Source organism: Microbacterium sp. E-13 (assembly GCF_049912955.1).
Lineage (GTDB): Bacteria > Actinomycetota > Actinomycetes > Actinomycetales > Microbacteriaceae > Microbacterium.
The window spans coordinates 3,931,002-3,954,055 of sequence record NZ_CP183973.1 but is presented as its reverse complement, the minus strand read 5'-3'; the positions used below and the strand labels follow the sequence as shown (position 1 = coordinate 3,954,055).

Genomic DNA, 23,054 nt, shown 5'->3' with positions numbered 1-23,054 from the left:
GGGATGCGGTGTGGCATCTGCGGCACACACTAGCGAACCTGGGAGAACCCTGAATAGAGGTGCGTGACACGAGTCGTCACGCTTCGTTAGCGTGTGACCGTGGGCTGGAATCCGCGGACGTGGTTCTCTCGCCGGACCCTGCGGAAGGATGCCGTGGCCGGCCTGATCCTCGGCGTCGAAGCGGTGCCGGACGGTCTCGCCGCGGGTCTGCTCGCCGGGGTCAATCCCCTGGCGGGTCTGTACGGGTACCTGTTCGGGATGGTCGGCGCGGCGATCCTCACGAGCAGCGCCTTCATGGCGGTGCAGGCCACGAGCGCGATGGCGCTCGTCGTCTCGGACGCCGGCCTCGACCGGCTGCCCGACCCGGATCGCGGCCTGTTCACCCTCGCGATCCTCACCGGCATCATCATGGTGATCGCCGGCCTGCTGCGGGGAGGCCGGCTCATCAGCTTCGTGCCGACGCCGGTGATGACCGGGTTCGTCACGGCGATCGGCGTCAACATCATCCTCGGGCAGCTGTCGAACCTGACCGGCTACCAGGCGCAGGGTCCGAATCGGCTGCTCAAGACCATCGACGTGCTCGTGCACGTCGGCCAGTGGAGCATCCCCTCGCTCGTCGTCGGCGCGATCTCGATCCTCGTGATCGTCGTCCTGCTGCCGACGCGGGTGGGCAGCGTGGGCCTGGTCGTCGCGGTGGTGCTGGGGTCGCTGTGCGCGGTGCTGCTCAACCTGTGGGTGCGGAGCGACGTCGTGCTGCTGCGCGACATCGTGGAGGTGCCGCGCGGCCTGCCGGCGCCGGTGCTGCCCGACATCGCCGATGTGCCGGACCTGCTCATTCCGGCGCTGTCGCTCACGTTCATCGGTCTCGTGCAGGGCGCCGCGGTGTCGGCGGGCATCCCGACCGCCGACGGCAGGCGCGCCGACGCGAACCGCGACTTCCTCGGGCAGGGGCTCGGCAACGTGGTGTCGGGGCTGTTCCAGGGCATGCCGGTCGGCGGGTCGATGTCGGGCTCGTCGCTCATCGTCCAGGCGGGCGCGAAGACGCGGCTCTCCCTCTTCATCGCGGGCGCGGTGATGGCGGTGGTGGTCTTCGTCGCCGCCGACCTCGTGTCGTTCGTCGCGATGCCGGCGCTCGCCGGTCTTCTGATCGTGGTCGGATGGCGCGCCATCAAGCCCAGTCGCGTGTACTCGGTGATCCGCTCGGGGCTTCTTCCCACGACGATCATGGGGGTGACCTTCGGGCTCACGCTCATCATCCCGCTGCAGTTCGCCGTGCTCGTCGGCGTCGGCCTCGGGGTCATCCTGTACGTCGCGGAGCAGTCGAACAGCGTGCGCGTGCGCGCCGTGCACCTCGAGCAGGACGGGCGCATGCGGGAGGGCGATCCGCCCGCCGTCGTGCCGCCGCGCGACGTGCTGGTGCTGCAGCCGTACGGCAGCCTCTTCTTCGCCAGCGCACCCGTGTTCGAGCGGAAGCTGCCCGACGTGAGCCGCGAGTCGGCGGGCTCGGTGGTCATCGTTCGGCTGCGCGGCACCGACGAGATCGGGCTGTCGCACGTCGATGTGCTGCGCCGCTTCGCGTCGCGGCTGCGTGACGCAGGCTCGACGCTCAAGATCGTCGCGACCGAGGACCGTGTGATCTCGCAGCTGGAGGCGGGCGGGCTGACTGCCGACATCGGCGCCGACAACGTCTACCGGGGGTCGGAGTGGATCGGCGAGGGCCTGCGCCGCGCCTACGCGGACGCGCGTGGCGAGATCGGCCGCTGAGGCCGACGCCGGCCCTGGTGCCCGGGCGCAGCGCTGCGCGCGCCGCCGCGCGACGAGATCATACGTTCTCGCCGAGATCACACGCCGATGACGCGGAAGACGTGTGATCTCGGCGAGATCGTGCGATATCGACCCCGGCACGCGGGGAGTCGGCACAGGCCATTGCCGAGGCATCCGTCCACTGATAAACTTGAGTCTCAACGGCTCAACTTTGCCGAGACAACTTCAGGAGACGTATGAACGCCACGCAGCAGCCCGGGCAGGAGGACGCGCAGAGCGCCCTCGAGCAGTTCGGCATCAACCTCACCGACCGCGCCCGCCAGGGCAAGCTCGACCCCGTCATCGGGCGCGACAGCGAGATCCGGCGCGTCAGCCAGGTGCTGACCCGCCGCACGAAGAACAACCCCGTGCTCATCGGCGAGCCCGGCGTCGGCAAGACCGCCGTCGTCGAGGGCCTGGCCCAGCGCATCGTCGCCGGTGACGTGGCGGAGTCCCTCAAGAACAAGGAGCTCGTCACCCTCGACATCTCGGCGCTCGTGGCCGGCGCGATGTACCGCGGCCAGTTCGAGGAGCGCCTGAAGAGCGTGCTCAAGGAGATCACCGAGTCCGACGGCCGCATCATCACGTTCATCGACGAGCTGCACGTGCTCATGGGCGCAGGCGGCGGCGAGGGGTCGGTCGCGGCATCCAACATGCTCAAGCCCATGCTCGCCCGCGGCGAGCTGCGCCTCATCGGGGCCACCACGCTCAACGAGTACCGCGAGTTCATCGAGAAGGATGCTGCGCTCGAACGCCGCTTCCAGCAGGTCTATGTGGGGGAGCCCAGCGTCGAAGACACCGTCGCGATCCTGCGCGGATTGAAGGGTCGCTACGAGGCCCACCACGGCGTGACCATCAACGACGGCGCGCTGGTGGCCGCGGCATCCATGTCGAACCGCTACATCCCCAGCCGGCAGCTGCCCGACAAGGCGATCGACCTGATCGACGAGGCGATGAGCCGGTTGAAGATGGAGATCGACTCGAGCCCGACCGAGATCGACCAGCTGCGTCGCCAGCTCGACCGCATGCGCCTGGAAGAGCTCGCCCTGAAGAAGGAGAAGGACGACGCCTCGAAGGAGCGCCGCGCGAAGCTGCGCGAGCAGATGGATGCCGCCGAGACCGAGCTGAAGACGCTCGAGGCGCGCTGGGAGCGCGAGCGCGCGGGGCTGACCCGCGTGGGCGAGCTGAAGAAGCAGAAGGACCAGGCCGAGACCGACCGCGACCGCGCCCTTCGCGAGGGCGACTACACGCGCGCCTCGAAGCTCGAGTACGAGACGATCAAGCGGCTCGAGCGCGAGATCGCCGACGCCGAGCGCGCCGAGGCGTCCCGCACCGAGGAGCGCATGGTCAACGAGCAGGTCACCGACGAAGACATCGCGGCCGTCATCGCGGCGTGGACGGGCATCCCGGTCGGTCGTCTGCTGCAGGGCGAGTCCGAGAAGCTGCTGCACCTGGAGTCCGAGCTCGGCAAGCGCCTCATCGGGCAGAAGGATGCCGTCGCGGCGGTGTCCGACGCCGTGCGCCGCTCGCGTGCGGGCATCAGCGACCCCGGTCGTCCGACGGGCTCGTTCCTGTTCCTCGGTCCGACCGGCGTCGGCAAGACCGAGCTCGCCAAGGCGCTCGCCGAGTTCCTCTTCGACGACGAGCACGCGATGGTGCGGATCGACATGTCGGAGTACGGCGAGAAGCACTCGGTCTCGCGCCTGGTGGGAGCCCCTCCGGGTTACATCGGGTACGAGCAGGGCGGCCAGCTCACCGAGGCCGTGCGTCGCCGCCCGTACTCGGTGGTGCTCCTCGACGAGGTCGAGAAGGCCCACCCCGAGGTGTTCGACGTGCTGCTGCAGGTGATGGACGACGGCCGCCTGACCGACGGTCAGGGTCGTACGGTCGACTTCTCGAACGTCATCCTGATCCTCACGTCGAACCTCGGCTCGCCGATCCTCATCGACCCGACCCTGTCGGCCGAGCAGAAGCGCGAGTCCGTCATGGCGATCGTGCGGCAGGCGTTCAAGCCCGAGTTCCTCAACCGTCTCGACGACATCGTGATGTTCTCGGCGCTCAGCGAGGACGACCTCGCGCAGATCGTCGAGCTCGCGGTCGACGCGCTGCAGCGCCGCCTCAAGGACCGCCGCCTCACGCTCGCCGTCACGCCCGACGCCCGCGCCTGGCTCGCCGAACGCGGCTACGACCCGGTGTTCGGGGCGCGCCCGCTGCGGCGGCTGATCCAGTCCGAGATCCAGAACCGTCTGGCCACCGCGCTGCTGTCGGGTCGCGTGCGCGACGGCGACGTGGTGCGGGTGGATGTCGCCGCCGACGGCTCGTCTCTCGTGCTCACCAGCGACGGCCCGGCGGCGCCCGAGCCGGTCGCAGAGGACGACGACGTGATCGAGGCCGAGCTGCTCGACGACTGACGGCTTCCGTCCGCCGGAGCGGCGACGATACGGTCGGGGCATGCGCATCGCACGCTCCGGCCGTTTCGTCTTCGTCGCCCAGTGGGTCGCGGCGGTCGTGCTGCCGGTGTTCTTCTTCCTCGGGCGCGGGCTCGTCGGCGCCGAGCTCGGCTGGATGGGGATCATCGGCATCGTGTACGGCATCTTCGTGGTGGCCCTCCTCGTGGTGCCGCCGCTGCTGACGGTCTTCGATCGCGAATCGCGAAGGGCGCGGGCGACCCGCCAGGCGTACGACGTCTCGAGCTTCGTGCTCTGGTGCGCGTTCCTCCTCGCCGCGCTGACCGTGCCGGATTCCGGCGACAGCGGGCACCTCGACTCGGCCTTCACGACCTGGTTCGGCATCTCCTACGAGGTGTCGCAGGCCGTCTTCGCCGTCGCCGCGGCGGTCATCGGGCTCGCGTACCTCGCCGCCTTCATCCTCGCGATCGCGGGGATCGTGCGGGGCCGCGTGCCCGCCGTGAACGAGGTGCCCGCCGGCGCATGACGGTGAGGTGAAGCGGGCAGCGTGTGATCAGCTGATCGGGTGAATCGGCGCCTTAACTCGCTGGGTGCGTGCCTACCGTGGTGCGGGGTCTGACAGGGCGGGGGCGCCATACGGGCAGGCTGATCTCGATGGACTCTTCCGGCGCGCTTCGCCGGAACGCGCGGATGCCGCGACTCATAAGCTCCTCTGGCACATGTCCACCCCCATCTCAGACAAACGGTCGACCAGCGGACAGCCCGGGCGATCGGGGCGGCGAAGGTGGGCTTCGTTCGCGCGCGATGTGGCCGTCATCCTGGTCATCGCCGTGCTGGTGTCAGTCGTCGTCAAGACGTTCTTAGTGCGGTCGTTCTACATCCCCTCAGGGTCGATGCTGAACACGCTCGAGATCGATGACCGGATCCTTGTGAATGAGCTCCAGCCCCGGTTGTTCCCGATCGAGCGTGGCGACATCGTCGTCTTCACCGACCCGGGAGGCTGGCTCGACGTGCGGCATGCCGACCCGGTGCGCCCTGTCGAATGGCTGCTGTCGCTGGTGGGCCTCGCGGCCCCCGACAGTGATGACCACCTGGTGAAGCGGGTGATCGGGCTTCCCGGTGACCACGTCGTCTGCTGCAACCCGGTCGGCGAGCTCGAGATCAACGGGGTCGCCGTTGATGAGCCATATCTCATGAACGTCAACGGGCCTGCGTCCACATCGGAATTCGACGTCACCGTGCCGAAGAACTCGCTGTGGGTGATGGGCGACAACCGAGAAGGTTCGGCCGATTCACGCAGCCACATGGATCAGCCCGGAGGGGGATTCGTTCCCATGGAAGCCGTAGTGGGTCGGGCGTTCGCCCGGACCTGGCCCATTCCGAGCTTCGGCCTACTCAACATGTCACCCGACGTGTTTGACGGCATACCGGAGCCGAGCCCTTCCGGCTAGCTTGGCGTGAGAGCATCGAGCGTGCGCATCGTCCGAGCCCTGTGGGGCTCCTCGCATCCGGGACCGACGCTCGTCGTGACCGCGCTGGCCTTCGCGCTGGGCGTCGCGACCGGCCTCGAGCCGTGGCGGCTCGCGCTGCTGACGGTGGCGGTCTTCGCCGGGCAGCTGTCGGTCGGCATCTCCAACGACGCCCTCGACGCCGCACGCGATCGCGAGGTGGGGCGCACCGACAAGCCGATCGCCCGGGGCGACGTCGCCGTCGGAACGGCGTGGGTCGCTGCTCTCGGCCTGCTGGCCCTGGCCTTGGCGCTCTCGGTTCCCCTCGGATGGCGGATGCTGGCCGCCCACGCCCTCGCGCTCGGTTCGGCGTGGGCGTACAACGCGGGACTGAAATCGACGCCCTGGTCGATCGTGCCGTTCCTCGTGAGCTTCGGGATCTTCCCCTCCCTCGCCACCCTGTCGTCGCCCGACCCCGCCTTCGCGACGGGGTGGGCCTGGGTCGCGGGCGCCGCTCTCGGTGCGGCGGTGCATCTCACGAACGTGCTGCCCGACCTCGACGACGACGCCCGCACCGGCGTGCGCGGGCTGCCGCACCGGCTGGGTCCGCGCATGTCGGCGATCCTCGCCGCGCTCGCCGTCGTGGGCGGCGCGGTCGCCGTGCTGCTCGGGGCGTCCGGCGGAGACCTCGGTGCCGTGTCGCCCGTCTCGTGGGTGTTCTTCGCGGCCGTCGTGACCCTCGCCGTCGTGACCGCCGCGCTCGCGATCGCGAGGCCGCCGACCCGCATGCTCTTCCGCCTGGTGATGCTCGCGGCGCTGCTGCTGGCGACCCAGCTCGTCGCGTCGGGCAGCGCCTTCGTCGGCTGATCTCGCGGCGGCACTGTCGCAGCATCCGTGCTTCACGCGATGGCGCCGCCGGCCGTGAAGCGCGAGACACCGCATTCCAGACGAGACGCCATGCCGCGCGTGGTTTCTGCGCGTGAATGTGGTTTATGAGCCGGCGCCCGTGTGGAGGGAGACGGATGCCGTGCCCCCGGCGATACTCCCTCAGGAGGCCGATGAACTTCCGGTTCACACAGCTGTCGACTGCCGGGAGCCGACGGAGCCGAGGCCGCAACGCCTCTACCGCCGGCGAGAGTGCGTGCGCGAACGCTGATGCTGTGTGAACCGGAAGTTCATTGCGGTTTTCGGCACCGTCGTTCCCGAGCGGGCCGCGGTTCGGCCCCGCCCAGCGTGAGGCTCGAGAGACCGCATTCCGGAGAGACACCACGCCGCAGGTGGTTTCTGCGCGCAAGTGTGGTTATGAACCGGCGCGCAGTGCCGAGCTGAGGGAGATGGATGCCTCGGGCTCTGGCTGCGGCGGGTACCCCGGTTTCAGGCGTCGGCGTCGAAGCCCATGGCGTAGGCGCGGGCGAACACGCGAGCCGACGTGCCGGCGAGCATCGCGCGCACGGCGGTGCGCCGCAGCACGTCGGCCGCTCCGGTGGGGCGACCCAGCGCGGTGTTCACCGACGCCAGGGCCGCAGCGCGGCGCGCCGAGCTCACCCGCCGCGCCTCCCAGCGTGCGAGCTCCGACTCGGGCGCTGCGCCCGCCCGCACCCAGGCCGCCAGGAGCGGCGCGAGGGCGACGGCGTCGAGCAGACCGAGGTTCATGCCCTGCCCCCCGATGGGGCTCACCTCGTGCGCGGTGTCGCCGATGGCGAAGACCCGGCCGCTGCGCAGTCGCGGGGCGATCACGCGGCGCACGCCGAACGACGTGGCCATCGTCACTGCCGCGGCAGCCGCCCGCTCTCCCCGACGCGCGAGCGCCCGGCGTAGGCGCTCGATGCGCGCCTCCGGCTCGTCGTCGCCGCCGGGCGCGTCCCACGCCACGAAGCGACGCCGGGCGCCGGGCAGCGGGAACGACTCGAGCACCCCGTCAGGATCCAGGTGGACGACCGCCACGTCGTCATCCGCGCGGGCAGGGGTGGCGGCATCCGTCATCAGATACCGGTCGCGGTACCCGCGCCCGCGGACCGCCCCCGGGCGGTAGACGAGATCGCGCCCGCCGGCGCCGCCCGCGACGACGACGAGCCGGCTCTCGAACTCGATGGGCCTGCCGAGAAGACCCGCGCGCACCACGACGGCACCCGGCCGAGGAAGCACGGCCATGACGTGCGCGCCGCGCAGCGGCTCGGGGGCGGAGGCGCCCAGCGCCGCCTCGGTCGACGCCTGAGGCAGCGTCGCGACGAACGGGAAGCGGGCGCTCAGCGTCGAGAAGTCGACAGCTCCGAGCAGTCGTCCGCGACTGCGCGCCTCGCCGCGCCGGACGCGCACGGCATCGGCGAGCAGACGATCCGTCGCCCCCGAGTGCTCGAGTGCCGCAAGCACGGGGGAGTGGATGCCGATCGCCCGCGTGCCGTCGCCGACTGCGGGGCGGCGCTCCAGCAGCTCGACCTCGACGCCCCGGCGCGCGAGCTCTCCGGCGAGGAGCATCCCGACCGGCCCCGCGCCGACGATCGTGACGTCATGCACGGCCGTGTCCCACCGCGACGATGCGGAAGGGCACCGGCGTGCGGACGGTCCACGAGCCGGGGCTGCTGCCCTCGAGCAGCGCGGCCAGCTCCGAGCGCGTGTAGCTGCGGCGGATCGAGCGCAGACCGTCGGTGCGCAGGAACGTGCCGGGGGCGAAAGGCGTGATCCCGACGGCGTAGAGGCCGTAGGCGAGCCGCGATCGCGCGATGTCGCTGTGCAGCACGATGCCGCGCGACAGCGCCAGCGACTCCGCCGCGAACGCGGGAAGCTCGTCGCTGAGATGGTGCAGGACGTGGTTCGACAGCACGGCGTCGTACGTCTCGCCCTCGCGGACGAGGGTGGCGGCATCCGCGATCCGGAACTTCGCGTTGTCGATCGGGCCACGCGACATCGCGACCTCGTGGGCGCGCGGGTCGGGGTCGATGCCGGTCCACGTGACGTCCAGCCCGTCGCGGCGCGCGGCGAGCGCCAGCCGCTCGAGCAGATCGCCGCCGCCCGATCCGATGTCGAGCACCCGGGCCGGCCGGCCGAGCGACGCGAGGTGCGGGCGCAGCTGCGTGCGGTAGACCACGCCCCACCCCGAGACCAGGCGGTTGATCGTACCGAAGCGCCGGAGTGTGGCCCGCAGCAGGTCGGGGTCGCACGCCGGGTCGTCCATCAGCTCGGCGAGCCGGTCGTCGCGCACGGTGAGGCTCACGCCGTCGCCGCCAGCGTGAGCGCCTCGGCTTCGGCATCGGCCTGGCTGCCGGCCTCGGCTTCGGCATCGGCCTCGGCCTCGGCGTCGGCGTCGGTGTCGAGGGCCGCGGCAGCCGGCCGGCGCCGTGTCATGAGCGCCGACTCGACGGTGAGTCCCGGGCCGAACGCGAGGCCGGCGACCCGCGTGCCGTCGCCCACGGCGTCATCGCGCAGCAGCGCCGCCAGGATGAAGAGGATCGTCGCGCTCGACATGTTCCCGAAGTCGCGCAGCACGCCGCGCGACGCGGCCAGGGCGTCGGGTGCCAGCTCGAGGCCGGCCTCCACGCGGTCGAGCACGCTGCGACCGCCCGGATGCACGGCCCACACCTCGGGCGGCACGTCGTCGCCGAGGAACCGGCCCACCGCGCCCCGGATCTCGCGCCCGATGATCCGCGGCACCTCGGCCGAGAGCACCATCTCGAACCCGTTGTCGCCGATTGTCCAGACCATGTCGGTCTCGCCGTCGTCGGTGAGCGCCGTGCCGAAGCGGTCGAGTTCCAGCCCGCCGGGGCGGCCGACGGTGGGGTCGGCCGTCACGATCGCAGCCGCGGCGCCGTCCGCGAACACGGATGCGGCGACGATCTGCTGCGGGTCGCTCGAGGCACGAACGTGCAGCGTGCAGATCTCGGTGCAGACGACGAGCACGACGGCCTCCGGCCTGGTCGCGGCCAGCGCGCTCGCCACGCGCAAAGCCGGGAGTGCGGCCGCGCAGCCGATGAACCCGAGATGGCAGCGCTCGACGGTCGGCCGCAGGCCGAGGTCGCGAACCAGACGGTAGTCCGGCCCGGGCGCGAAGAACCCCGTGCACGAGACGGTGACGACGTGGGTCACAGCCGCGGGGTCGACGCCGCCGTCGGCCAGCGCCCGGCGCGCCGCGTCCGCCGTCAGGGCGGGGGCCTCGGCGGTGTAGAGGTCGTTGCGCACGCCGGTGGTGGGGGCCTGCAGCCGGCCTGCGGTATCGACGAACACCGGCGCTCCGTCGGCTCGCTCGCCGTTCGGTGAGGCGAGGTCGGTGAGCACCGTGTGGCGCTGCTCGATCGCCGAGGCGTCGAACACCGCCTGGATGCGGCGCCGCGTCAGGCGATCCGTCGCATCCTGCCCTGCGAAGAGGTCGCGGACGTCCTCCTGCCGGATCCGGGTCGGGGGAACCGCCGTGCCGATCGAGACGATGCGGGCCGTCATGGAGCAACCTAAGCACGCCCGGACCTCGCCGGGCACCAACTTGCCGGAACCTGCCAGCTGGGCTAACGCGACGCGCTGTGCGCGTCGGGCAGTTCCCGCATCGTCCAGAACGGGGCGAGGACGACGAAGAGGCAGGCGAGCAGCTCGCCGCCGGCGGCGATCCACAGGGTCGGAACGACGCCGAACCACGTGCCGAGCGCACCCGAGAGCAGGGCCGCGAGCGGCATGACGCCCCAGACGACGAACCGCACCGACGCGTTCATGCGCCCGAGCAGCCGAGGCGGCGTGATGCGCTGGCGGAACGTGACTTGGGTGATGTTGTAGAGCAGCACGGTGAAGCTCGCGGTGAACGACTGCGCGACGAGCAGCGGGAACGCCAGCGCGGGAACGAGTGCAGCGACCGGCAGGAGCGCCGCACCGACGCTCATGGCGATCGCGCTGATCGGGATGGCGCGTGCCTCGCCGATGCGCCGGACGATGTGCGGGGTCGCGATGGCGCCCACGAAGCCCCCGATCGCGCCGAGCGAGAAGATGAGACCCATCGACGCCGGGCTGAGGCCCAGGTCGCGCAGCAGGAAGATGGGCAGCAGCGTCGTGGCGAGCGTGTTGAAGAAGTTGCCGGTTGCGGTGTAACCGACGATCCGGCGCAGCAGCCTCTCGGTGAAGACGAACCGCAGTCCTTCCCCGATCTCGCGGAGTATCGGCGCGTGGTCCTCCGGCGCGCGCCGCTCCTCGTGGTCGCGGGTCAGCATCAGGGCCACGAGCGAGGCGAGGTAGGTGCCGACCGTGGCGAGGATCGCGAACGGCGCGGTGAGCACGCCGATGAGCCAGCCGCCGAGGCCGGGGCCGGCGATATTGGCGAGCTCGTAGGTCGACTGGAGCTTTCCGTTCGCCTCGGCGATCTGACCGGGGCGCACGAGCGACGGGATGATGCTCTGGTACGACACGTCGAAGAAGACGGTCGCGATGCCCATCACGAGCGCCACGGCGAACACGTGCCACATCTGCAGCGCGCCGGCCCACCACAGCAGGGGCAGCGTCGCCAGCGCGAGCGCGCGGACGCCGTCGGCCCAGATCATGACGTGGCGCTTGCGCATGCGGTCGATCCACGCGCCCGCCGGCAGTCCGATGAGCAGGAACGCCGCGACGTTGGCGGCCGTGAGCACGCCCACCTCGAACTCCGTCGCATCGAGCAGCAGCACCGCGAGCACGGGGATCGCCAGCTCGGTGATCTGCGCCCCGAACTGGCTGAGCGCCTGCCCGCTCCACATCGTCAGGAAGTTGCGGTCGCGCCACAGCGAGCCCTTCGGCACGGGGGCGACGGATGCCTCGGCTCGAGCATCGGCGAGGACCCCCTCGTCGATCGCGTCGGCGTCTGATTGGGACATGTCAATCAGTGTGCGGGACTGATTGAGAGTTGTCAATCAGTCCGTTATGGTGGGCACGTGGGCGCGGAAGGCGAAGAGCGGATCGAGCTGCACCGGGGCGATCCGGAGGCGGAGGCGCGGATGCGCGCGCTCAGCTCGCCCCTGCGACTGCGGGTGCTGCGACTGTGCGCGTTCGAGTCGCGCACCAACAAGGAGCTCGCGGAGCTTCTGGACGTCAATCCGGGAACCATGCTCCACCACGTGCGCACGCTGGTGCAGACGGGCTATCTGGCCGCCGAGGCCGAGCGCACCGGTGCCCAGGGCGCGCGCGAGGTGCCGTACCGGGCGACCGGGCTGTCGTGGCGCACGTCGATGCCCGGCGGGTCCGCCGTGCTGATCGAGACGTTCCTGCAGCAGATCCAGAGCGTCGACCCCGACGACCTCGACGCCACGTGGCTCGGGCTGAAGCTGACGCCGGAGCATCGCGAGGAGTTCCAGCAGCGCCTCTACGATCTCGTCAACGAGTTCAAGGAGCGCGGCCCCGACCCGGGCGGCGACACGTACTCGTTCTTCAGCACGCTGCACCCCGACGAGAATCCATCCGCCGACCGCTGACGCCGGCGGTTCTTACGGCGCGCAGAAGGCTGGGCGAACTTCTCGGAGTGACGGATGCCGCGGGCCGAGGCATCCGTCATAGCCTCGGCTCATGACCATCGCGACGGCCGACCTCTACGACGAACGCGGCGACGAACTGGACTCGCTTGCGCTGCAGCTGCACGACATCGGCGGGCGGGCGGCGTTCGACGGACCGATCCGCACGGTTCGGTGCCACCGCGACAACGCGCTCGTGAAGTCGCTGCTGGCGACGCCGGGCGAGGGCGCGGTGCTCGTGGTCGACGGCGGTGGGTCGCTCGAGTCGGCGCTCGTCGGCGACCTCATCGCCGCGTCGGCCGTCGAGAACGGGTGGGCCGGGCTCATCGTCTTCGGCGCCGTCCGCGACCGTGTCGCCATCGGCGGGCTCGACCTCGGGGTGAAGGCGCTCGGCTCGAATCCGCGCAAGAGCGCCAAGACGGGGCACGGCGAGGTCGATGTGCCGGTGACCATCGCCGGCGTGACCTTCACCCCGGGCCGGCGCGTGTGGGCGGACGCCGACGGGGTGCTCGTCGAGCGATGACAGATGCGGCGCGTGGTGCTGCGCGGGCGAGGGGTGCGCTCGTAGGGTGGAGGCCTGATGTCCTCCACCGACGGGACGCCCGCCCGCTACCTTGCCCGGGCGCTTGAGATCGCGACCGAGAACGTGCGCAACGACGGCGGCCCGTTCGGGGCGATCGTCGTGGCCCCCGACGGCCGCGTGTTCGAGGGTGTGAACCGCGTCACGGCCGACCTCGATCCGTCGGCGCACGCCGAGGTGACCGCCATCCGTCGCGCGTGCCACGAGCTCGGCACCTTCGACCTTTCGGGTTCGACGCTCTACGCCAGCTGCGAGCCGTGCCCCATGTGCCTGGGGGCCGCGCTGTGGGCGCGCATCGATCGCGTCTACTTCGCCGCCGACCGCGAGGACGCCGCCTCGGCGGGGTTCGACGATGCGCGTTTCTACCGCTACTTCGACGGCGACCCGACGCATCGCGACATCATGCCGGTCGCCGCCCTGGAACTCGAAGCGGATGCGCGCGTGGCGCCGTTCGCCGAGTGGTCGCGCACCTCCACGCGCATCGAGTACTGACGCGCCGCGAGCACATCTGGCCTCGCGCGTCTGCTGAGATCAGGAGATCTGACGGAGGCAGGATGATCTGCGGTGAAACGTCCTGTCGCCGCGAGATCTCCTGATCTGGCGATCGGCGAGTCCATGAGCAAACTGCCGGCGAGAAGCGGGGCGTCAGTCTCGCGGAACCGGCGCCGCCTGCTCGATGAGCTGCAGCAGCTGCGCGGCCACGCTCACCGCGATCGTCGCGGGCTGCTTGCCGACAACCCCCGGCAGCCCGATCGGCGTCGTGACGCGCGCGAGGGCGGCGTCGTCGTGCCCGGCCTCGTGCAGCCTCGCGCGGAACCGGGTCCACTTCGAGCGCGACCCGATCAGGCCGATGGATGCCACGCCCTCGGTGCGCAGCGCCAGGTCGACGATCGCCAGATCCTCGGCGTGGTCGTGCGTCATCACCAGCACGTGCGTGCCGGGCGGCAGCTCGCGCAGCACCGACTCCGGGACGGGCGCGTGATGCACCTCGATCTGCGCGGCCGCGTCGCTGAGGGGCCCGGTGGAGCCATCGATGCCGAGACGAGAGGGGTCGAGCACGGACTCCCGCGAGTCCACGAGGTGCAGATCGACCGGCTGGCGGGCCAGGATGCGCGCCAGCTCGAGGCCCACGTGACCCACGCCGAAGACCGCGATCGACGGCACCACCCGCACGGGCTCGAGCATGAGCGTGACCTCCCCTCCGCAGCACTGCACGCCGTAGTCGGTGTTCGCCTTGTCGCTGAGCGCGATCGTCAGCAGGTCGGGCTCGGCGGTGCCGGATCCGAGCATCTCCCGCGCCCGTGCGATCGCGGTCGCCTCGAGGTTGCCGCCTCCGATCGTGCCGAACACCTCGCCGGGCGACACCACCATCTTCGCGCCGCCGTTGCGCGGCGCATGACCCCGCACCATCGCCAGTGTCACGATGACCGCCGGTGTGCGGGCGTCGCGCAGGGCGCGCACCGCATCGATCCAGTCCACGGCCGGCCTCAGCGGTCCGCCGTGGCCAAGCCGGGCTCGGCCGCACCCGGATCGCCCGCGGCGCGGGGGACGGATGCCGCCGCCTCGCCGTCGCCGGGAGCCCCGCCGTCGCTCGCGCCACCCGCACCCGCAGTCGTGCCCGCCGGACCCGCACCCGCGGCCGCGGCTGAGCGTGCAGCATCCACCGCCCAGAACACCGCCTCGGGCGTCGCCGGCGATGCGAGCTCGACGCTCCGCCCGGCCGGCCCGAACGCCCCGACCGCCTGCCGTATCGCCTCGCGCGCGCTGAAGCCCAGCAGCAGCGGCGGCTCGCCGACGGCCTTGGAGCCGTACACCGCGCCGTCCTCGCGGGCGTTCTCGAAGAGGTGCACGTGGAACTCCTCCGGCAGTTCCGAGAAGCTCGGGAGCTTGTACGTGCTCGCCGCCTGGGTGCGCAGGCGTCCGCGCGTCGGGCCGTCGCCGGTGTCCCACAGCAGCTCCTCGAGCGTCAGCCAGCCGACGCCCTGCACGAATCCGCCCTCGATCTGGCCGATGTCGAGCTGCGGCGAGAGCGAGTCGCCGACGTCGTGCACGATGTCCACGCGGCGCAGGCGATACGCGCCGGTGAAGCCGTCGACCTCGACCTCGCAGGCCGCGGCGCCGTACGCGAAGTACTTGAACGGGGAGCCCTGCTGGGCGTCGGCATCCCAGTGCAGTCCCTCGGTGCGGTAGTACCCCGCGGCGAACAGCTGCACGCGCTGCAGGTACGCGGCGGCGACGACCTCCGCGAACGTCAGCCGCGGACCCGCCGGGCCCAGCCCCATCACGTGCCCGCCCGAGAACCGCACGTCGCGCGCGTCGACCCCGAGCAGCCGCCCCGCCACCGCCGCGAGCCGGCCGCGGATCTCTTCGCACGCGAGCTTGATCGCGCCGCCGTTGAGGTCGGAACTCGACGACGCGGCCGTCGCCGACGTGTTGGGCACCTTGTCGGTGCGGGTCGGCGCGATTCGCACGCGCTCGTATTCGACACCGAGGGCGGTGGCGGCCACCTGCAGCATCTTGGTGTGAAGGCCCTGTCCCATCTCGGTGCCGCCGTGGTTGATGAGCACCGAGCCGTCCTTGTAGACGAGCACGAGCGCGCCGGCCTGGTTGAACGAGGTGAAGGTGAACGAGATGCCGAACTTCACCGGCGTGATCGCGAGTCCGCGCTTGCGGTCGGCGTGCGCGTCGTTGAATCGCTCCACCTCGCGACGGCGTGCGTCGAAGCCGGACTCGGAGCGAAGCCGCCCCCAGATCGCGGGAAGGCGCTCGGCGTCCTTCACCACCTGCCCGTAGGGCGTGGTCTGTCCCGGCCGGTAGAAGTTGCGCGCCCGCAGCTCGGCCGGATCGATGCCGAGCAACGGTGCGACCCGGCCCAGGATGTCTTCGATGAGGAACGTCCCCTGCGGCCCGCCGAACCCGCGGAACGCCGTGTTCGACGGCTTGTTGGTCTTCGCCACCCGTCCGTGGGCGCGGAAGTGCGGGATCCAGTACGCGTTGTCGACGTGACAGAGCGCGCGGCCGAGCACCGGCTCCGAGAGGTCGAGGCTCCAGCCGCCGTCGGCGGTGAGCGTGGCGTCGAGCGCCTGCAGTCGTCCCTCGGCGTCGAAGCCCACTCGCCATGCCATGTGGAACGGATGCCGCTTCCCGGTCATCGTGATGTCCTGCGTGCGGTTCAGCCGCAGTCGGACGGGCCTTCCGGTCAGCCGGGCGCCGAGCGCGGCGATCGCCGCGAAGCCGTGCGGCTGCATCTCCTTGCCGCCGAACGCACCGCCCATGCGGAGGCACTCGACCGTGACCTCGCTCGACGGGATCCCGAGCACGTGCGCGACGATCTCCTGCGTCTCGGACGGATGCTGCGTCGAGCTCTCCACGAAGTACCGGCCGTCGGGCTCCCGCACGGCGAACGCCGCGTGCGTCTCGAGCGAGAAGTGCTCCTGCCCGCCGACCTCGCTGACCCCTTCGAAGACGAACGCCGAAGAGGCGAGAGTCGACGCCGCATCCCCTCGCGCGACCGTGCGCGGAACTCCCTGGAACGACCCGGCCTCGATCGCCTCCTGCACCGTGATGAGCGACGGCAGCGGCTCGTACTCCACCGCGACGGCGGCGGCGCCTCGGCGCGCAGCATCCGCCGTCTCTCCCAGCACCCACGCCAGCGCATGGCCGAAGAACATCGCCTCGGCGGGGAACAGCGGCTCGTCGTGCTTCACCCCGGCGTCGTTGAGGCCCGGCACGTCGTCGGCGGTCAGCACCCGCACCACGCCCGGCACCTCGTACGCCGGGCGCACGTCGAGCGTCACCCGTGCGTGCGCGGAGGTCGACGGCACCGGCCACGCCGCGAGCACCCCGTGGGTGCGGGCGGCGACGTCGTCGGTGTAGACGGCGGCGCCTGTCACGTGCAGCGCGGCGCTCTCGTGCACCGCGATGCGGCCCACGACGGGGTTCTCGGGGCGATCGGCGAGCGAGCTCATGCCGTCGTCTCCGCGTCGTCGGCGCCCATCGCGGCGAACAGCGCCGGCAGCGCCGTGCCCAGCATGCGTGCCCGATACCCCGCGCTGGCGCGATGGTCGTCGAGCGGCGTACCCTCACCCTCGAGGACGACGGATGCCGCCCCCACCGCCTCTTCGTCCCATCGGCGTCCGACGAGCGCCTGCTCGGTGGCGTAGGCGCGCAGCGGTGTGGCCGCGACGCCTCCGAGCCCGATCCGCGCGGCCGTGACCACCCCGTCGTCGAGCTCGACCGCGATCGCGACCGCGACCGACGAGATGTCGTCGAACCGCCGCTTGGTCACCTTGTGGAACCCGGTCACCGAAGCCGGCGGCAGCGGCACGCGCACCGCTCGGATGAGCTCGTCGCGCCGCCGGACCGCCGTGCGGTAGCCGGTGAAGTACTCGGCGAGGTCGACCTCGCGCTCGTGGATGCCGCCGGCAGACGCGTGCTCGCCGCTGGGCTCCTGCTCGCCGCCGCCGGCCGACGCCAGCACGACGCTCGCGCCGAGCGCGAGCAGCGCGGGTGCGGCGTCGCCGATCGGCGACGCGGTGCCCAGGTTGCCGCCGAGGGTGGCGCGGTTGCGGATCAGCCGCGAGGCGAACTGCGGCAGCAGCTGCGCGAGCAGCGGCACGCGGTCGCCCACCCGGCGCTCGATCTCGGTCAGCGGCACCGCGGCCCCGATCTCGAGTACACCGGTGCCCCACGTGATGTCTCCCAGCTCGGGCAGCCGGTCGATCGCGACGACGAGCGGCGCCCGTGCGCCGCGCAGATTCACGTCGACGCCCCAGTCGGTGCTGCCGGCGACGACGACGGCCTCGGGCTCGTCGCGCAGCAGCTCGAGCGCCGCGCGCAGGCTCGCCGGCCGCACGAACCTCGAATCGCCGTCGCGGGCGTCGGTCGCCACCGCCGCCGGCGGAGCCCCGCTCAGCCTCTGCTGGAGCGGATCGTCGGGCTGCGGCATCCCGAGTCCGAAGGCCGCGTCGCGGATGGGCCGGTAGCCGGTGCAGCGGCAGAGGTTGCCGCCGATCGCATGCAGGTCGAACCCGTTCGGGCCGTGGTCGGGCGAGGGGTGTTGCGGGGCGCGGTCGGGCCGGTAGAACTCGCCCGCCATGGCGCAGGCGAAGCCCGGGGTGCAGTAGCCGCACTGCGAGCCGCCGGCCGCCGCGAGCTGCTCCTGCACGGGGTGAAGTGCGTCGGGTGATCCGAGGCCCTCGGAGGTGACGACCTCCTGACCGTCCAGCGCGTGCACCGGGATGAGGCAGGCGTTGACCGGCGTCCATGCGGTGGTACCGTCAGGCCCCGGAGTGGCCAGCAGTACCGCGCATGCGCCGCACTCGCCCTCGGCGCACCCCTCTTTCGCGCCGGTCAGGCCGAGGGCGCGCAGCCAGTCCAGCGCCGTGGCGTGGGTGACCGTGCCATCGAGCGGTACGACCCGCCCGTTGACTGTCACAGCGGTGTCACGGTTCGTGTGGATGCCCGGAGTCTACGCCGCGCGCCCGACACTGCAAGGACGCCGCGGCCCCTCTGGACACGCCCTCACGGCAAGAGGATCGTGTGCGTGGGGACACACACTGGGAGGCTGTCATGTTCACACCCGACCGGCCGTTTTCTAGCTTCGCCGTACCCGATGTCGGCGAAGCCGCGGCCTTCTACCGAGACACCCTGGGGCTCGACGTCACCGTCTACGAGGAGATGGGCGGCGGCTTCACGATCGCCCTTCCGGGCGGCGGCAACATCTTCGTGTATCCGAAGGAGGACCATCAGCCCGCCGTCTTCACGATCCTCAACTTCAGCGTGGAAGACGTCGACGCCGCCGTCGACGACCTCAACGCCCGGGGCGTGGTGACGAAGATCTACACCGACCCCGATTACGGCACCGACGAGAAGGGCATCTCGCGCGGCTTCCAGGGCGGTCCCGACATGGCGTGGTTCAAGGACCCCGCCGGCAACGTCATCGCGGTCGGCCGCATGGAGCCGGAGATGATGGGCGGCTGATCCGTCCGGGCGCGGCGTCCCGCGACGCTGACATTTCGCGCGGTGTCGCGATCGTGTGCTCTCGCCGAGATCACACGTTGTCCGCGCGCGTGGCGTGTGCTCTCGGCGAGAACCCGTGCGGCCATGTAGCGACGGATGCCGCGGGGAGCGACGGATGGGGGGCGGATGCCGGGGGGCGAGGCATCCGTCATCTCTCAGGGGAGTGCGGGCCACCCCTCCGGCCCGAGCGAGCCGGCGGGGTATTCCTCGAGCGGGACCTCGCCATTGCGCCACGCGGCGAGGACGGGGTCGACGATGCGCCAGGACTCCTCGGCCGCGTCGCCGCGCACGGCGAGGGTGGCATCGGCGTCGAGGATGCCCGACAGCACCTCGCCGTAGGCCTTGAGCGCGCCCTCGCCGAGGTCGGCGCCGATCGTGGCGCGCTCGAGCTCGAACGGGTCGTCGCCGCCGTTGACGTTGAGCTCGAGGTCCATGTGATCGGGGCCGAGCGAGAAGCGGAGCGCCGATCCGGGTGCCGGGCCGGTGAGGCCGTCGGGCACGTGGTTGACGCGACGGAAGGTCACGACGATCTCGCCCTTCTTCTCGGGGAGCGCCTTGCCCGACCGCAGCCGGAAGGGCACGCCCGCCCACCGGTCGTTGCGGATCTCGCAGACCAGCTCGGCGAGGGTCTCCGTCCCGCGCGAGGGGTCGACGCCGGGCTCCTCGGAGTAGGCGGGCAGCTGTCGGTCGCCGATGGTCCCGGCCGTGTACCGGGCACGGCGGGATGACCTCGCGGGATCGTCGTGCCAGACGTGGGTGGCGCGCAGCACCGCCGACGTGGCGTCGCGGAAGTCGCGCTCGTGCAGCGTGGCCGGCGGCTCCATGGCCAGGATCGCCATCACCTGCAGCAGGTGGCTCTGGATCATGTCGGTCAGGGCCCCGGCGCGATCGTAGTAGCCGGCGCGGCCTTCGAGGCCGAGGGTCTCGTCGTAGCGGATGACGACGGACTCGATGTCCTGCGCGCGCCACACCGGCGCGAACACGCGGTTGGCGAATCGCACACCGAGCAGGTTCAGCGTCGTCGAGCGGCCGAGGAAGTGGTCGATGCGGAAGACCTGAGACTCGGGAACGAGCCGCGCGAGGGTGGCGTTTAGCTCGCGGGCGGAGGCCTGGTCGACGCCGAACGGCTTCTCGAGCGCGAGCACCGTGCCGTCGGGGATCTCGACGTCGGCGAGCGCCTCGCACGCGGCCTTCGCGACCGCGGGCGGTACGGCGAAGTACAGGGCGAGTCGGCCGTCGTGGTCCTCGAGCAGGCGACTCAGGTCGCCGGGATCGGTGATGTCGGCGCGCTCGTAGGTCGTATCGGCGACCAGGTCGACGGCGTCGGCGAACCCTGCGGACTCGAACGCGTGGCGCACCGTCTCGCGCCAGCGTGCGTCATCCCAGTCCTCCCTGCCGGCGCCGCGCAGCCGCACGCGGCGGTGCGGCTCGAGGGTGAGCAGCTGGCCGAGCGCGGGCAGCAGCAGGCGCGAGGTGAGGTCGCCCGAGGCGCCCAGGATCAGAAGCGTGGTGTCCGCCGACATGACGTTCACGGTAGTGAGCGGATGCCGTCGTGGAGAGGGGGTGGCGGTCGGGGCCCCTCCTGTGCTCACATCCTCATGACCGGGAAAGCCGCCGACGATGGGGGATGCGCGCGTGGCCGAGCTGATGATCGACTACATCACGTCGCTGGACGGATTCGGGTCCGCCGAGGGGTGGCCCGGCTTGTGGGGCATGGGCGGGCCGGAGTACTTCGAGTTCCTGGCCGAGGACGCGAAGCGCGAGTACACCGTGCTGATGGGCGCCCGCACCTACCGGCTGTTCGCGGAGTTCGCCGAAACCGGCGCGGAGGACATGGCCGAGATGACGTCGCGGCCCAAGGTCGTCTTCTCGCGCACTCTGCGCGAACCGCTGGAGTGGGCCAACTCGACGCTGATCGAGGGTGACGCCGTTGAGGGGGTGCGATCTCTGAAGGAGGGCGATGTCGACCTGCGAACCGTCGGCAGCCCGAGCCTGTGCCGATCGCTGCTGGCCGCTGGCCTCGTCGACCGCTACCGGGTGGTGATCTTCCCCGTGGTCAACGGTGCGACCGGCGATGACCGAATCTACGACGGCTGGCCCGACGTCATGCTGCAGCCCACGATGACGCGCACGCTCGACGGGCGGCTGCAGCTTTTCGAGGCCGTCCCCACCCTCCTCGAGTCGCCCCCGCGATAGGCGCTGCATCGCCCGGCGGGAGCCGGCCTTCCTGGACTCGGTTCAGCAATCGAGAACGCAACTCCCGTGACTCCGGATGACGCTCGGTTTCGCGGTTTGACGGCCGGATAGGCATCCCGCGGTCGACGCTTCTACTCTCGCCGGTGGGCCCCTGCAGGGGCCCCGCCCGGTGGCGGGAACGCTGCCGGGAGCGTGTGCGGACGACCGTCCTCGCACCCGTCCGTCCACCCGAGAAATGCCGACCGAAGGCGACACCGTGAACAAACTCCGCACCGCGACAGCACTGACCACCCTGGGACTCGCAGCGGCCATGCTGGCCGGCTGCGCCACGGCCGCCGGCGCCCCGGCTGAGACCACCGCGGCGGCTGACGCCGGCCCGTCGGTGGGCGAACTGCGGCTGGGCTACTTCTCCAACGTCACCCACGCTCCCGCCCTCGTCGGGCTCGAGGAGGGCCTGTTCGCCGACGCGCTGGGCGACGACGTCAAGATCACCACGCAGGTGTTCAACGCCGGCCCCGCGGCGATCGAGGCGCTCTCGGCGGGCGCGATCGACGCCACCTACATCGGCCCGAACCCGTCGATCAACACGTTCATCCAGTCCGGCGGCGAGTCCGCGCGCATCATCGCCGGTGCGGCGACCGGTGGCGCGGCGCTCGTGGTGCGGGACGGCATCGACGACCCGGCCGACCTGAAGGGCACCACGATCGCGACGCCGCAGCTGGGCAACACCCAGGATGTCGCCGCCCGGGTGTGGCTGGCCGACCAGGGCTTCAAGACCGACACGTCCGGCGGCGGTGATGTGCAGATCACCCCGACCGAGAACGCGCAGACGCTGACGCTGTTCCAGGACGGGCAGCTCGACGGCGCGTGGCTGCCCGAGCCCTGGGTGTCGCGGCTGATCGTCGACGCCGGCGCGCACGTGCTGCAGGACGAAGCCGACCTCTGGGACGACGGCGAGTTCCCCACCACCGTGCTGCTGGTGCGCGCGGAGTTCCTCGACGAGCACCCCGACGTAGTGGCCGACCTGCTGAAGGGCCACGAGGCGGCCGTCACCTGGATCGCCGACAACCCTGAGGAAGCGCCCGCCGTGATCAACGGCGCCATCGAGAAGGAGACCGGCAAGCCTCTGGCCGACGCCGTCATCGAGCGCGCCCTGGAGCACGTCTCGTTCTCGGTGGACCCCCACGCCGACACTTTCGAGACCCTCGTCGAGAACGGCATCCAGGCCGGCACCCAGAAGGAAGGCTCCATCGACGGGCTGTTCGACCTGCGCCTGCTCAATGAGCAGCTGAAGGCCGAAGACGAGAAGCCCGTCTCGGCGGCAGGACTCGGCGAGGACTGACACGACCGCGTCGACCGACGCGCCACGTAGCAGAGAGGGGCGGCATCCGTGCCGTCCCTCTCTTCCGCGTCGTGGGCGCGGCTGGCCTTGCCGGAGCATCCGCAGGAGGCGGCCGTTCGTCAGAGGCCGGGCAGGCCGTCGATGCTGAAGGAGTTCTTCTGGCGGCGGTAGTCCTCCATCCCCGCCGGCCCCTTCTTCTCCGCCTGCAGCCGGATCAGATCGCGCTCTTCGCGCACGTCCATGACCGGCACTCCCCACCCGCAGGAGTCACTGATCCTGGTGACGTCGACGGTGATGACGGCGCGCGTGCTCGGGTTGTCCGGGTGTCGATCGACGACCTCCGCGAAACCGGCGTCGCCAGGGCGAAGGGCGGTGCCCGTTCCGTGGAGGCGGACGATCCGAGGGCGCTTGTCGAACGACAGGAACATGAGGCAGACGCGCCCGTTCTCGCGAAGGTGCGCGATCGTCTCGACACCACTCCCTGTGTAGTCGACCCAGGCGACGCGGCGAGGCCCTAGCACGGACAGCGTGTCATGGCCCCGCGGGGAGACGTTGACGTGTCCGCTCTCGGCGAGGGGTGCGGTGGCCACAAACCACAACGGTTGCGCCTCGATCCAAGACGCGAGCTTTGCGTCGATCTCATCGAACAGCGTGCCCATGATCCGACAGTAGCGCCGTCGGTGCGGCGCGCTTCGAGAAGCGTGATCGAGCGGGAGCGGGAGGAGGTTTCGTGTCTCGTGAAGATCGTTACCGTGACGGGGGTTCGGCATGGATGCGCTGGCATCAGAGGTCACTGCGGCGCGTTGA

The 23,054-nt window shown here is 71.2% G+C and carries 20 protein-coding genes; 11 read left to right on the top strand and 9 right to left on the bottom strand.

Translation table 11 applies throughout. From position 1 onward, the window contains the following. Positions 1-99 precede the first annotated feature (99 nt). The 5 genes from ACN9MP_RS18295 to ACN9MP_RS18275 all read left to right on the top strand — a co-directional run bounded on the left by ACN9MP_RS18295 (position 100) and on the right by ACN9MP_RS18275 (position 6,526). Positions 100-1,764 (top strand): SulP family inorganic anion transporter, encoded by a 1,665-nt coding sequence (locus ACN9MP_RS18295; protein WP_426322569.1) that lies wholly within the window; start codon positions 100-102, stop codon positions 1,762-1,764. Positions 1,765-2,000: 236 nt separating this feature from the next. Then, positions 2,001-4,214: an ATP-dependent Clp protease ATP-binding subunit gene (locus ACN9MP_RS18290; protein ID WP_426322567.1), complete on the top strand. Its 2,214-nt coding sequence runs from the start codon at positions 2,001-2,003 to the stop codon at positions 4,212-4,214. 40 nt (positions 4,215-4,254) lie between these two features. After that, positions 4,255-4,737 carry a hypothetical protein gene (locus tag ACN9MP_RS18285; RefSeq protein WP_426322565.1) on the top strand — a complete coding sequence of 161 codons (483 nt, stop codon included), beginning with the start codon at positions 4,255-4,257 and terminating at the stop codon, positions 4,735-4,737. Between the two features lie 193 nt (positions 4,738-4,930). After that, the gene (gene lepB, locus ACN9MP_RS18280; protein ID WP_426322564.1) at positions 4,931-5,662 is read left to right on the top strand and encodes a signal peptidase I; all 732 of its coding nucleotides are present in this window, start codon (positions 4,931-4,933) and stop codon (positions 5,660-5,662) included. A 21-nt stretch (positions 5,663-5,683) separates the two neighbouring features. Further along, the gene (locus tag ACN9MP_RS18275; RefSeq protein ID WP_426322562.1) at positions 5,684-6,526 is read left to right on the top strand and encodes a UbiA family prenyltransferase; all 843 of its coding nucleotides are present in this window, start codon (positions 5,684-5,686) and stop codon (positions 6,524-6,526) included. A 507-nt stretch (positions 6,527-7,033) separates the two neighbouring features. Here the strand turns inward: ACN9MP_RS18275 and ACN9MP_RS18270 are convergent. The 4 genes from ACN9MP_RS18270 to ACN9MP_RS18255 form a co-directional block, all read right to left on the bottom strand. Then, on the bottom strand, positions 7,034-8,173 hold the full coding sequence (locus ACN9MP_RS18270) for an FAD-dependent oxidoreductase (RefSeq protein ID WP_426322560.1): 1,140 nt from the start codon (positions 8,171-8,173) through the stop codon (positions 7,034-7,036). Continuing rightward, the gene (locus ACN9MP_RS18265) at positions 8,166-8,870 is read right to left on the bottom strand and encodes a methyltransferase domain-containing protein (RefSeq protein ID WP_426322558.1); all 705 of its coding nucleotides are present in this window, start codon (positions 8,868-8,870) and stop codon (positions 8,166-8,168) included. Before ACN9MP_RS18265 ends, ACN9MP_RS18270 begins: the two co-directional genes overlap by 8 nt. After that, positions 8,867-10,090 (bottom strand): type III polyketide synthase, encoded by a 1,224-nt coding sequence (locus ACN9MP_RS18260; protein ID WP_426322556.1) that lies wholly within the window; start codon positions 10,088-10,090, stop codon positions 8,867-8,869. The genes ACN9MP_RS18265 and ACN9MP_RS18260 overlap by 4 nt, the downstream gene beginning before the upstream one ends. Before the next feature lie 62 nt (positions 10,091-10,152). Then, positions 10,153-11,478, bottom strand: coding sequence for an MFS transporter (locus ACN9MP_RS18255; RefSeq protein WP_426322554.1), 1,326 nt, complete (start codon positions 11,476-11,478; stop codon positions 10,153-10,155). Between the two features lie 57 nt (positions 11,479-11,535). On the opposite strand from ACN9MP_RS18255, the gene ACN9MP_RS18250 reads away from it, so the two are divergent. From ACN9MP_RS18250 to ACN9MP_RS18240, 3 genes are all read left to right on the top strand, one after another. Then, positions 11,536-12,072 (top strand): ArsR/SmtB family transcription factor, encoded by a 537-nt coding sequence (locus ACN9MP_RS18250; RefSeq protein ID WP_426322552.1) that lies wholly within the window; start codon positions 11,536-11,538, stop codon positions 12,070-12,072. A gap of 91 nt (positions 12,073-12,163) precedes the next feature. Then, positions 12,164-12,631: a ribonuclease E activity regulator RraA gene (gene rraA / locus ACN9MP_RS18245; RefSeq protein WP_426322550.1), complete on the top strand. Its 468-nt coding sequence runs from the start codon at positions 12,164-12,166 to the stop codon at positions 12,629-12,631. Between the two features lie 57 nt (positions 12,632-12,688). Continuing rightward, entirely contained in the window at positions 12,689-13,180 is a 492-nt protein-coding gene (locus ACN9MP_RS18240; RefSeq protein WP_426322549.1) for a nucleoside deaminase, read from the top strand. Positions 13,181-13,333: 153 nt separating this feature from the next. Here the strand turns inward: ACN9MP_RS18240 and xdhC are convergent, their stop codons facing one another. The 3 genes from xdhC to ACN9MP_RS18225 are packed head-to-tail and all read right to left on the bottom strand — an operon-like array spanning position 13,334 to position 18,125. After that, complete coding sequence (xdhC, locus tag ACN9MP_RS18235) at positions 13,334-14,167, bottom strand: xanthine dehydrogenase accessory protein XdhC (RefSeq protein WP_426322547.1); 834 nt, start codon at positions 14,165-14,167, stop codon at positions 13,334-13,336. 8 nt (positions 14,168-14,175) lie between these two features. Then, entirely contained in the window at positions 14,176-16,656 is a 2,481-nt protein-coding gene (xdhB, locus tag ACN9MP_RS18230) for a xanthine dehydrogenase molybdopterin binding subunit (RefSeq protein ID WP_426322545.1), read from the bottom strand. Further along, on the bottom strand, positions 16,653-18,125 hold the full coding sequence (locus tag ACN9MP_RS18225) for a xanthine dehydrogenase small subunit (RefSeq protein WP_426322543.1): 1,473 nt from the start codon (positions 18,123-18,125) through the stop codon (positions 16,653-16,655). Before ACN9MP_RS18225 ends, xdhB begins: the two co-directional genes overlap by 4 nt. A gap of 134 nt (positions 18,126-18,259) precedes the next feature. Between ACN9MP_RS18225 and ACN9MP_RS18220 the strand changes: the two genes are divergently transcribed. After that, a complete protein-coding gene (locus ACN9MP_RS18220; RefSeq protein ID WP_426322542.1) occupies positions 18,260-18,670 on the top strand; it encodes a VOC family protein in 411 nt (136 codons plus the stop codon). A gap of 194 nt (positions 18,671-18,864) precedes the next feature. Here ACN9MP_RS18220 and ACN9MP_RS18215 read toward each other — a convergent pair whose 3' ends face one another. Continuing rightward, positions 18,865-20,232, bottom strand: a complete 1,368-nt coding sequence (locus ACN9MP_RS18215) for a glucose-6-phosphate dehydrogenase (protein ID WP_426322540.1) — start codon at positions 20,230-20,232, stop codon at positions 18,865-18,867. A gap of 97 nt (positions 20,233-20,329) precedes the next feature. Here ACN9MP_RS18215 and ACN9MP_RS18210 point away from each other — a divergent pair, with 97 nt between their 5' ends. Then, complete coding sequence (locus tag ACN9MP_RS18210; RefSeq protein WP_426322538.1) at positions 20,330-20,905, top strand: dihydrofolate reductase family protein; 576 nt, start codon at positions 20,330-20,332, stop codon at positions 20,903-20,905. A gap of 256 nt (positions 20,906-21,161) precedes the next feature. Next, positions 21,162-22,247: an aliphatic sulfonate ABC transporter substrate-binding protein gene (locus ACN9MP_RS18205; protein ID WP_426322537.1), complete on the top strand. Its 1,086-nt coding sequence runs from the start codon at positions 21,162-21,164 to the stop codon at positions 22,245-22,247. 119 nt (positions 22,248-22,366) lie between these two features. Here the strand turns inward: ACN9MP_RS18205 and ACN9MP_RS18200 are convergent, their stop codons facing one another. Beyond that, on the bottom strand, positions 22,367-22,906 hold the full coding sequence (locus ACN9MP_RS18200) for a pyridoxamine 5'-phosphate oxidase family protein (protein WP_426322536.1): 540 nt from the start codon (positions 22,904-22,906) through the stop codon (positions 22,367-22,369). Positions 22,907-23,054: the final 148 nt, after the last annotated feature.

Coding starts and splice junctions, on each gene's coding strand:
- ACN9MP_RS18290 (WP_426322567.1), top strand. CDS start 2,001: ATGAACGCCACGCAGCAGCCCGGGCAGGAGGACGCGCAGAGCGCCCTC.
- ACN9MP_RS18285 (WP_426322565.1), top strand. CDS start 4,255: ATGCGCATCGCACGCTCCGGCCGTTTCGTCTTCGTCGCCCAGTGGGTC.
- lepB (WP_426322564.1), top strand. CDS start 4,931: ATGTCCACCCCCATCTCAGACAAACGGTCGACCAGCGGACAGCCCGGG.
- ACN9MP_RS18260 (WP_426322556.1), bottom strand. CDS start 10,090: ATGACGGCCCGCATCGTCTCGATCGGCACGGCGGTTCCCCCGACCCGG.
- ACN9MP_RS18255 (WP_426322554.1), bottom strand. CDS start 11,478: ATGTCCCAATCAGACGCCGACGCGATCGACGAGGGGGTCCTCGCCGAT.
- rraA (WP_426322550.1), top strand. CDS start 12,164: ATGACCATCGCGACGGCCGACCTCTACGACGAACGCGGCGACGAACTG.
- ACN9MP_RS18240 (WP_426322549.1), top strand. CDS start 12,689: ATGTCCTCCACCGACGGGACGCCCGCCCGCTACCTTGCCCGGGCGCTT.
- xdhB (WP_426322545.1), bottom strand. CDS start 16,656: ATGAGCTCGCTCGCCGATCGCCCCGAGAACCCCGTCGTGGGCCGCATC.
- ACN9MP_RS18220 (WP_426322542.1), top strand. CDS start 18,260: ATGTTCACACCCGACCGGCCGTTTTCTAGCTTCGCCGTACCCGATGTC.
- ACN9MP_RS18215 (WP_426322540.1), bottom strand. CDS start 20,232: ATGTCGGCGGACACCACGCTTCTGATCCTGGGCGCCTCGGGCGACCTC.
- ACN9MP_RS18210 (WP_426322538.1), top strand. CDS start 20,330: ATGGGGGATGCGCGCGTGGCCGAGCTGATGATCGACTACATCACGTCG.
- ACN9MP_RS18200 (WP_426322536.1), bottom strand. CDS start 22,906: ATGGGCACGCTGTTCGATGAGATCGACGCAAAGCTCGCGTCTTGGATC.